Here is a 9,808-nt window from a genome sequence, read left to right as displayed (position 1 = left end):
GGGTGAAGCGGTCGCGGCCTGCCGCGCCACCATCGGCCTGCAGCACGCCGGTCAGGTTCACCTTGCGCCACAGCGGTGAGTCCTGCAGCAGCGGCACCAGTTGCGACGCCTCGCGGCTCAGCCCGATCAACTGCAGGGAATCGCCTTCCACCGACAGCTTTTCCAGATAGGTGCCATCGGGCAGCAGCCGGGTCAGCTCGTTCCACAGCTCCACGGTACTGGCATGGGCCATGCGCTTCTGTTCGAGGAATGCCGCGCCTTCCACCAGCGTCTGCAGGTGCTGGCGCTCGGCGGCAACCTGGCGTGCATCGCGTGCGGCCGCGTTGACCTGCTCGCCCAGCGCATCGGCGGCGGCCTGGCGGTTGTCCAGGATCTGCTGGCCGGCCAGGGCCAGCAGCACCAGCGCGGCCAGCCCCATCAGCAGGTTCCAGCGGCGCATCGGATCGCGCTGGGCGTGCCGCTGGTCCAGCGGCAGCAGGTTCACCCCCAGCGGCTGGCCAGCGGCGTCGGCAATATCCACCCCTGCCAGGCCCTGCGCCCACGGGCCCACCTGCTGCGCCCACTGCTCCAGCGCCTGGCGCGGCATCACCACCAGTTCCACCTGCAGCTGGCCGTCATCGAGTGCGCCCAGCTCGCGCACATCGAAGCTGACCTGCGCCGGTTCAAACGGGGTCTGCCGGTCGATCTCGAAACCCACCACATCCCGCAGGCGGCTGGCGGCCGCCGCAGGCAGGCGCAGCGGACGGCGCAGCGCGGCCGTGGCCGGCAGCAGCCAATGCCGCGGCAACGTGCGCAGGCGTGCGTCCAGGCGCTGTTCCAGTGCAGCCGGGGTCTGGGGCCAAGGCAATTCCAGCACCTGTTCGGTGTGCAGTCCGCCATCGCGCAGCACGTGCAGCTGCTCGCCCTGCTGCTGCAGCAACAGGCGTGACCGTGACCAGCCCAGCGCCCATTGCCAGCGCTCGGGCAGCCACGCCAGCAACGAACGCCGCCACCAGCGCAGGCCGTTGACCACGCCCGGCGCCATCTGCCCCTGCGCCCGCACCAGAGTGTCCCGCCATGCCGTCATCGTGCTGCCATTCCCTGTTCCCATCGAAGGACCGTGTAAGTCGTTCCCGGCGTGCCTGCGGTCCCCGTCCGCACCACGCCCCGCAGAACCGACACTTTGCCGCGCTCATCCGTTGCGCGGCTCTCGATACTATAGGTGCCGCTGCCACTGGCAAGCGCCGCACCGCCCACTTTTGCATCTTCACCGGCCTGGGCCCGCTCGCGTTCGGCAAGCAGCCGCGGTGCATCCAGCCCCAATGCCGTCAACACCGGACCGGCCGCGAAACGCGGGTCCGGACGCGACTGCCGACTGTACAGGGTCAGCATCGGCTCCAGCTGTTCATACAACGTCGCATCCATGCCGAGCACGCGCTGCAGTTCGCCGAGCGTCTCGAAGCGGTTGTTGCGCGGGCCATACGGCAGCCCTGCCGCCACGTAGTCGGGCAGTTCGGCACCGCCGCCGGGCTGCTTGAGGCTGTCGGCATCGCGCCAGTCGATGATCGCGCCCGCCAGCGGGCCGGCACGTTCGGGCGCAACGTCCATCGCCGCGAGGAATGCACGCAGCAACGTGGCGTCGGCCAGGTTCAGGTTGATCTTGCCGTTCTCGTCGACAACGCGCAGGTCGATGCGGCGCTGGTCGAACTCCCAGCGATAGCGCCGCCCGTCGGCCACCCACGGCGGCCGGGTCGCACTGGGCTGCAGCCGGTACAGCGCATACTCCAGCCCGGCACGCGCATGTTCCTGGCCGATGGCATCGTCGTTGATCACGCGCTGCTGCATGTGCTCGATGCGGGCACTCAGCGCGAACGCGCCAACCACCGCGGTGAGCAGCGCGATCAGCCACAGCACCAGCACCAGCGCGGCACCGCGCGCGCGCCTCATGGCCGTGCCCCGCGTGGCTGCTGCGCCAACGCAACCACCATCGGCGGCCACGCCGGGCCCTGGCGCGGAGTGACACTGATGGAGACCAGGCTCGGCAGGCGGCGGGTGTCTTCCCAGCGGTCCTGCCAGTCCCCCAGCTGCCCGTTGCGCGGGTCGATTCCGCGGTAGCGGAAGCTCACCGCACGCAGCGCATCGGCCAGCGCCTCGGGCGGGCGCGGCGGGTTTTCCTCGATGCGTTCGCCGTTCTGCACCAGGGTCAGCGCCAGGTCCAGGCGCTGCGCGTCGCCGCTGCCCCGCACCTGTAGTTCGTGCACGTACGGGCCACCGCGGCCGAGGTAGCCGGGCAGATCGGACACGAACACCATGTGCTGCGGCTCGCCCAGGAAGTACACCGGTTCGCGGGTGGGGTCCGGTGGCGTGGTGGCGGTCAACATGGCCATCGACAGGCGCCGCCGCAGGAAGCCTTCCACCGCGCGCATGCGCTCGTTGTGCGCGGCCATCTGTTCGCCGCGCTGGCTGATCGCCAGTGCCGAGCGCACGGTGGCGAAGGCCAGCGCCAGCCCGCCGACCAGCAACGCGGTGGCCAGCAGCACTTCGATCAGGGTGAAGCCGCGGTGCGCACGGCTCATCGTGGCGTACCCGGGCTGGCGGGCAGCAGACGCAGGCTGCGCCATTGCATGCGATCGGCGTCGGTGTCGCCCCACGACACCTGCAGGGTCAGCTGCGCCAGACGGGGGCCGGCCACGGTGTCGGCCACCGGCAACGCATCGGTGCGCGGCTCCTGGTACGGCGCAACCTGCAATGTCCAGCGGTAGCGGCCGTCTTCCCATTCGCCACTGCGCTCGCCGTCCTGCAGCGGCTCGACCACACCGGTGACCGCCAGCAGCGATTGCGCATGCAGCACCGCGCGGCTGCGCAGGTCGGCCTGCTTGATCTGCCGCGAGGCGCCGGACAGGCTGCCCAGCAGCAGGGTCAGCGCCAGCGCCAGCACTGCGAACGCCACGATCACCTCCAGCAACGAATAGCCGCGATGATGCTTCATGGACGATCCCGCCGTGGGCCCGAGCGCACGTCCCCGGTGATCCAGCCCACGTCGATGTGCCAGACCGCTTCGCGCACCTGCAGGTCGATGCTGCCGCCGCTGGAAGCGCCATCGGGATAGAACGCGATGGCCCCCTGCCCGGTGGCGGTGGCCACTTCGCGCGCGCCGCGGAAGCGCACCTCCAGGCTGGGCGGCACGGTCCCGTGGCGACCGTTGGCCGCCTGCCAGGTGCGCGCCTGGGGGTCGATCAGGAAGCGCTGACGCTCACCGGTGGCGATGGCCTGGGTGCGCGTGTAGCGCAGCTGGCTGGCCAGTTCCTTGCCGGCATTGCGCAGCCGCATGCCGTCGATGCCGCCGTTCATCGCGGTGGCGGTCACCGCCCCGATGATGGCGATCAGCGCCACCACCAGCAGCATTTCCAACAACGACAGCCCGGACACCCGGCGCAGGGAACGCGGCGGGCGGCGGGGCAAGCGCGTGCATGGCAGGGCGACGACCGGCAAGCGGGCTTACTCGTACTTGATGTCGGCGTCGTAGCTGCTGCCGCCCACCTTGCCGTCCTTGCCCAGGCTGATCAGGTCGAACGGCTGGCCTTCGCCGGGGGCGCGGTATTCCAGCGGGTGGCCCCACGGGTCGTTGAGTTCGGCCGGCTTGGCATACGGCCCCAGCCAGCCGCTGGTGCCGCCGGGCTGGGTGACCAGGTCGTCCAGCTTGGCCGGCAGCTTGCCGGTATCCAGCTGGTAGTTTTCGACCTTGCCGGCCACGGTCTGGACCTGCGATTTGGCGATGTTGGCCTTGCCGCGGTCGGCACCGCCCAGCACGCGGCTGCCCACCAGGGTCAGCACCGCGCCGATCAGCACGATCACGATGATGATTTCCAACAGGCTCATGCCGGCCTGGCGGCGCGGCGAGGTGAAGCGGATCAGGCGGCGTTGCATGCGGCAGGCTCCTTGCAGGGGTCGGGGGAATGCGGAATGGCCATCGTCAGCCGATGGCATTGGTCAGGTCATACAGCGGCACCAGCACGGCGACGATCACCAGCCCGACCACCGACGCCAGCACCAGGGTGATCACCGGCACCATCGCCGACAGCAGGCGGTCGATGGCGCGTGCGCTTTCCTGCTCGAAGGTGTCGGCGGTCTTTAGCAGCATGGTGTCCAGTGCGCCGGATTCCTCGCCCACCTGGATCATCTGCAGGGCAAGGCGCGGGAAGCGTTTGCCGCGTGCCAGCGACACCGACAGGCCGTTGCCGTTCTTGACGTCGTCGCTGGCCGCATCCACGTCGGCAGCCAGGGCGCGGTTGCCCAGCACGTTGCGTGCGATGCCCAGCCCGGCCAGCAATGGCACGCCGTTGCGCAGCAGGGTGCCCAGGGTACGCGCCAGCCGCGCGGTTTCCAGCTTGGCCAGCAGCGGACCGATGCCCTTGCGCTGCAGCAGCCAGCCGTCCATCGCCAGGCGGAACGCGGGCTGACGCAGCTTGCGCTCGATCACCAGCAACGCCAGCGCCGGCACCACGATCATCGCCAGCCAGCCGTCGCGCACCACCAGCCCGGCAGCCAGCACCCACTGGGTGAACCACGGCAGGGCCACGTCCAGGCTTTCATACATGAGCGCGAACTGTGGCACCACGTAGCCCAGCAGGAACAGCAGCGCGCCGCCGACCACCGCCAGCAGGATCGCCGGGTAGATCAACGCGTTGATCACCCTGCCCTTGAGCTCGGCGCTGCGTTCCAGGTATTCCGACAGGCGTTGCAGCGTGTCGTGCAGGCTACCGCCGGCCTCGCCGGCACGCACCATGTTGATGTACAGCCGCGAGAACAGCCCATGCTGGCGTTCCAGCGCGGTGGACAACGGCGCACCGCCGCGCACCACGTCGCGGATGTCGGTGATGGCGCGGCGGCTGCGCTCATCCTCGGGCAGTTCCAGCAGGATGGTCAGCGCGCGGTCCAACGGCTGGCCGGCGCCCAGCAGGGTGGACAGCTGCTGGGTGAACTGCACCAGCGCGGCACCGTCGAACGGCTTGCGGCGCAAAAGCGCGGCCCACGAGGTGGCCGTGGCCACGCCCTCGCTGGCCAGGCGCGCTTCCATGGGCAGGTGGCCCTGGTCCTGCAGGCGGGTGACCACGTCGGCCTCGCTCGCGGCTTCCATCTGCCCATCGAACAGTTCGCCGTGCGCATTGAGCGCCTTGTAGCGGTACAGCGCCATGCTCAGCGGCCCGCCGGCCAGGTGCGGTGGAGGCGCATCAGGATTCCTCGGTCACGCGCAGAATTTCCTCCAGCGTGGTGTGGCCCAGCAACGCCTTGGCCAGACCATCTTCGTACATCGTGCGCATGCCGGCCGCGCGCGCGATCTGCTCGATCTCGCCCATGCCGGCGCGACGCATCACCGCGCGGCGCAGCTCGTCGTTCATCACCAGGAATTCCATGATGGTGGTGCGGCCCAGGTAGCCGGTGGGTGCGATCGCCGAGGGCTGTGCGCGGTACAGGAAAATATCGCCCTGCGGCTGCAGGCGGCGCAGGCCGAACTTCTCGATCTCCTCCGGCGAGGCGAGGTAGCGCACGGCGTGCTGCGGTTCGAGCCGGCGTACCAGGCGCTGGGCCAGGATGCCGTTGATGGTGGAGGTGAGCAGGTAATCTTCCACGCCCATGTCGAGCAGGCGGGTGATGCCGCCTGCGGCGTTGTTGGTGTGCAGCGTGGACAGCACCAGGTGGCCGGTGAGTGCGGACTGGATGGCGATGCGCGCCGTTTCCAGGTCGCGCATCTCGCCGATCATGATGATGTCCGGGTCCTGGCGCACGATGCTGCGCAGCGCGTGGGCGAAGTCGAGCCCGATCTGCGGCTTGGCCTGGATCTGGTTGATGCCTTCGATCTGGTACTCCACCGGGTCTTCCACAGTGATGATCTTGACGTCGGCGGTATTGAGCTGGCTGAGCGCGGTATACAGCGTGGTGGTCTTGCCCGAGCCGGTGGGGCCGGTGACCAGCAGGATGCCGTGCGGCTGCTCGAGCACCTTGCGGAACTGCGGCAGGAACGCGTCGGTGAACCCGAGCCGGTGGAAATCGAAGACGACGGTATCGCGATCCAGCAGGCGCATCACCACGCTTTCGCCGTGCGCGGTGGGCACGGTGCTCACGCGCAGGTCCAGCTCCTTGCCCTGCACGCGCAGCATGATGCGGCCGTCCTGCGGCAGGCGGCGCTCGGCGATGTTGAGCCGGGCCATGATCTTGACGCGGCTGATCACCGCGGCGGTGAGGTTGGCCGGCGGGCTTTCGCCCTCGATCAGCACGCCGTCGACGCGGTAACGCACCTTGAGCCGGTTTTCGAACGGTTCGATGTGGATGTCCGAGGCGCGCAGTTCGAAGGCGCGCTGGATCACCAGGTTGACCAGGCGGATGACCGGCGCTTCTGACGCGAGGTCACGCAGGTGTTCGATGTCGTCGACCGCGCTGCCTTCGCCATCGGCGGTTTCCACGATCGCGCCCATCGCACTGCGACCCTGGCCGTACCAGCGCTCGATCAGGTCATCGATTTCCGAGCGCAGCCCGACATGCAGCCGCACCGGTACGCCCATCGCCAGACGCACGGCATCGGCGGCATAGGGGTCCTGCGGGTCGCTGAGCCACAGGTCCAGCACGCCATCGTGCAGGGCCAGCGGACAGACATGGAACTGCTTGAGGAAGCGCAGCGACAACGGCAGTGCATCGAGCAGCGATTCGGGGGCCACTTCGGGCACGGCGCGCGCGTCGAGCAGGGCCAGGCCCAGCACCTCGGCGCTGGCCTGGGCGTGGTCGCGTTCGGACACCAGGCCCAGCCGCACCAGCAACTGCAGCAGGCTGCCGCCGGATTCGCGGTGCAGCGGACGTGCCCGCGCCAGGTCGCCTTCCTTCAGGCGCCCGTTGCGCAGCAACGCGTCGACGATGCGGGTTTCCGCAGTGGTTTCTGCAGTGGGATCGTGGGCAACCGCGTTCACGAAGCTCTCCTGGCGACCGCATGACTTTAGCAGTTCAGCGGGTCGCTTTACGTGCCGGTGCGATGTGAATTGGACGCGACCGGCGAGACGACCCGATGCCTGGGTAAATGGCGACAGGCACGACCACGGAGAGACACCGCACCCACACGGGGGTAGAGCCACCCCATGGGTGGCTGCGCGTGGTGCACGATCAGCGCGGCAGCCACCCATGGGGTGGCTCTACCCGGAGGATGATCGCCCAAAAAAATGGGGAGCCGGTCACAGGACCGGCTCCCCAACAACCACACACCCGTTACTGGTTGGCGATGACGCTGACGCCGCTGAACGCGGACTCGCCGACCAGCTTGATGTAGTACGTGCCCGCCACCGGCGCGGTGAACCGCACGGTTTCACTGTTGCCCGGGCGGGTCGACTTGGCGTCGAATACCGTGGCGGTCGGCTCCTTGCCCTGGCTGACGTACACCGACACGTTGCCGCTGCCGCCGTAGGTGAGCAGGCTCAGCACCTTGCCGGCCTGCGCGTCGAAGCTGTACAGCACTTCGCTGCCACCGGCGCCGCTCAGGCCGCCGACGGCCACCTTGTTGGTCAGCGGGATCGCGGTCGGACCGCAGTTCTCGGTGCACTCTTCTTCCAGCGCCTTGGCCAGCGCTGCCTTGGCATCGACGATGCCGGTACCGATCGGGGTGGCCGCCGGGATGGTCACCGGGAACTTGCGCGCGGTTTCCTTGAGCAGGGTCTCCAGCTGGGCCGGGGTGAACGCGTCGCGGTTGTTGGCGATGCGTGCGCTCTGCACCAGGGCGGCCACTGCTGCCACGTGCGGCGAGGACATCGAGGTGCCGCCCTTGCCGCCGTAATCGGAGGTACCCAGTTCCGGCGAGGTGGTGCTGCTGGAGATGGCCTGCCAGATGTAACCGCCCGGATTGCCATCGACGCTGCCACCGCCACCCGGGGCCGACAGGTCCACCGCCGCGCCGTAGTTGGAGTAGTAGGTGATGCCGCCCGTGATGCGCGTGGCGCCCACCGCAACCACGTTGTTGCAGTTGGCCGGACGCGCGTTGGCGACGTTGCCACCGGCGTTGCCCGCGGCCACCACCACCAGCGTGCCACGCGACACCGCACCGTTGATCGCGGCCTGGTAGACCGGGTCGCAGGCGCCACTGCCGCCCAGGCTCATGTTGATGATTTCAGCCGGGTTGGCGTTGGCCGGAATGCCCGCCACGGTGCCGCCGGAGGCCCAGGTGATGGCATCGGCGATGTCGGCCAGGCTGCCGCCGCACTTGCCAAGCACGCGCACCGGCAACACCTTGGCCTTGTAGGCGACGCCGGCCATGCCGACGCCGTTGTTGGTGGCTTCGGCGACCGTGCCGGCCACGTGGGTGCCGTGCCAGGAGCTGTCTTCGGCGAGCGAGCCGGTGTAGCACTCGTTGTCGTTCTCCACCCAGTCGCCGTAATCCAGCGCACCCGGGACGCGGGCGTCGGTCGGACGTCGCGAGGTTTCGGCGTCGCTGATGAAGTCGTAGCCTTCCAGCAGGTTGCCGCTGAAGTCTTCATGGTTGGGCAGGATGCCGGTATCGATCACCGCCACCACCACGCCCTCGCCCTGCGACACGTCCCACGCCGACGGCGCGTTGATGCCGCCGGTGGCGTTGCCGAAGTGCCACTGGTACTGCGCGTAGTACGGGTCGTTGGGCACCAGCTGCTTGGTTTCGGTCGGCTTGGCGCGCAGGTCGGCGCGCTGCATGCGCGCATTGACCACGGCGTATTCCACGGTCGGGTCGGCCTTCAGCTCGGCCAGCACCTTCTGCAGTTCGGCATCGCCCAGGCGGCTCTGCAGGCGGATCAGGTCGGCGCCCACGCCGAGCTTGCGCACCACCTGCGGGTTGAGCGCGCCAGCGCGCGCGGTGCCACCGTTGAGCGTCGCGCGCGACAGCGCCGAGTTGACCACGGCCAGCTTGGCCGAACGGTCCGTGGCAGCAGCGCTGCCGGCGCGGTACTTGACGATGATGCCGTTGCTGGTCTGCTGCGCGGCAGTGGCCGGGCGCTTGGGTTCCTCGGTACGCGGGCTGGCGGCGAACGCCGAACCGGCCGAGATCGACAGCAGCGCGGCTGCCAGCACGTTGATGCGAAGGTTCTGCTTACTGGTCACGTTGAAATCCTCTTCAAGGTCATGATCAAACGACTGTTCAGGCCAACATTCCATGCGAGTTCCCTGGCCGGCCCTGGCCAGGGTTCCCGTGACCCGCCCCCTCAGGCCTTGCATTGCTTGCGGCGTGGCCCAACCAGGCCACGCCTTGCCACGTCTGCTTACCAGCCGAAGCCGGCACCCACGCCCACCGAGCTGTCATCGCTGCTGAAGGCACCGCCGATGGTCACCGTGGCGCGTTCGCTGAGCGCACGCTGGTAGCCCAGCGACAACGCCGACTCCCCGCCCTGGTAGCCCACGCCCACGCCCACCCGGTTCTGGGTACGCACGCCGGCGGCGCTGGTGGCCATGTTGAGCATCGCCGCGCTCATCGCGCCCTGGCGGTCGATGCGACGGTCCTGATGGCGCAGGCGCTGGTCGATTTCGCCCTTGTAGATGTCGAAGCTGTCGGCCATCGCGCCGAAGCGCTGGTCGGTGTAGCTGTTGGCCGTTGCGATGCCGCCGTCCAGTTGGCCCTTGTTGACTGCATCGGTGGCCTGCGTACCAGCGGCAACGTTGGCGACCTGGCGTTCGTTGCCGACGCTGCCCACCGACACCGTGTCGGCACGATCGGCAACCGAGCCCTGGCCCAGCGCGACCGAGTTGGCCGCCGTTGCGGTGGCCCCCTGGCCGATCGCGGTGGCCGAGGCCCCGCTGGCCACGGCACCCTCACCCATGACCACCGCCT

At 69.0% G+C, this 9,808-nt stretch carries 10 protein-coding genes; all 10 read right to left on the bottom strand.

The window, feature by feature from the left end:
* A partial coding sequence (locus DBR34_RS18390; protein ID WP_128097848.1) for a PilN domain-containing protein occupies nucleotides 1–1,066 on the bottom strand: 1,066 nt, incomplete at its 3' end.
* The gene (locus DBR34_RS18385; protein ID WP_128097847.1) at nucleotides 1,063–1,926 is read right to left on the bottom strand and encodes a type II secretion system protein GspK; all 864 of its coding nucleotides are present in this window, start codon (nucleotides 1,924–1,926) and stop codon (nucleotides 1,063–1,065) included. The genes DBR34_RS18390 and DBR34_RS18385, both read right to left, overlap by 4 nt.
* A complete protein-coding gene (locus DBR34_RS18380; protein WP_128097846.1) occupies nucleotides 1,923–2,555 on the bottom strand; it encodes a type II secretion system protein J in 633 nt (210 codons plus the stop codon). The genes DBR34_RS18385 and DBR34_RS18380 overlap by 4 nt, the downstream gene beginning before the upstream one ends.
* A complete protein-coding gene (locus DBR34_RS18375) occupies nucleotides 2,552–2,968 on the bottom strand; it encodes a prepilin-type N-terminal cleavage/methylation domain-containing protein (RefSeq protein WP_128097845.1) in 417 nt (138 codons plus the stop codon). The genes DBR34_RS18380 and DBR34_RS18375 overlap by 4 nt, the downstream gene beginning before the upstream one ends.
* The gene (locus DBR34_RS18370) at nucleotides 2,965–3,384 is read right to left on the bottom strand and encodes a GspH/FimT family pseudopilin (RefSeq protein WP_128097849.1); all 420 of its coding nucleotides are present in this window, start codon (nucleotides 3,382–3,384) and stop codon (nucleotides 2,965–2,967) included. The genes DBR34_RS18375 and DBR34_RS18370 overlap by 4 nt, the downstream gene beginning before the upstream one ends.
* A gap of 93 nt (nucleotides 3,385–3,477) precedes the next feature.
* Nucleotides 3,478–3,906 (bottom strand): type II secretion system major pseudopilin GspG, encoded by a 429-nt coding sequence (gene gspG / locus DBR34_RS18365; protein WP_038690559.1) that lies wholly within the window; start codon nucleotides 3,904–3,906, stop codon nucleotides 3,478–3,480.
* Nucleotides 3,907–3,952: 46 nt separating this feature from the next.
* The gene (locus DBR34_RS18360) at nucleotides 3,953–5,173 is read right to left on the bottom strand and encodes a type II secretion system F family protein (protein ID WP_128097844.1); all 1,221 of its coding nucleotides are present in this window, start codon (nucleotides 5,171–5,173) and stop codon (nucleotides 3,953–3,955) included.
* A 37-nt stretch (nucleotides 5,174–5,210) separates the two neighbouring features.
* Nucleotides 5,211–6,938 (bottom strand): type II secretion system ATPase GspE, encoded by a 1,728-nt coding sequence (gene gspE, locus DBR34_RS18355; RefSeq protein ID WP_128097843.1) that lies wholly within the window; start codon nucleotides 6,936–6,938, stop codon nucleotides 5,211–5,213.
* A gap of 292 nt (nucleotides 6,939–7,230) precedes the next feature.
* Nucleotides 7,231–9,084, bottom strand: coding sequence for a S8 family peptidase (locus DBR34_RS18350; RefSeq protein WP_128097842.1), 1,854 nt, complete (start codon nucleotides 9,082–9,084; stop codon nucleotides 7,231–7,233).
* A 158-nt stretch (nucleotides 9,085–9,242) separates the two neighbouring features.
* Nucleotides 9,243–9,808: YadA-like family protein (locus DBR34_RS23960; protein ID WP_258224112.1), on the bottom strand; the 566-nt coding region annotated here is incomplete at its 5' end.

Source organism: Stenotrophomonas sp. HMWF003, assembly GCF_003061285.1.
GTDB classification, from domain to species: Bacteria; Pseudomonadota; Gammaproteobacteria; order Xanthomonadales; family Xanthomonadaceae; genus Stenotrophomonas; species Stenotrophomonas maltophilia_AP.
Note: the sequence above shows the minus strand (reverse complement) of the source record. Positions and strands in the feature narration are given on the sequence as shown.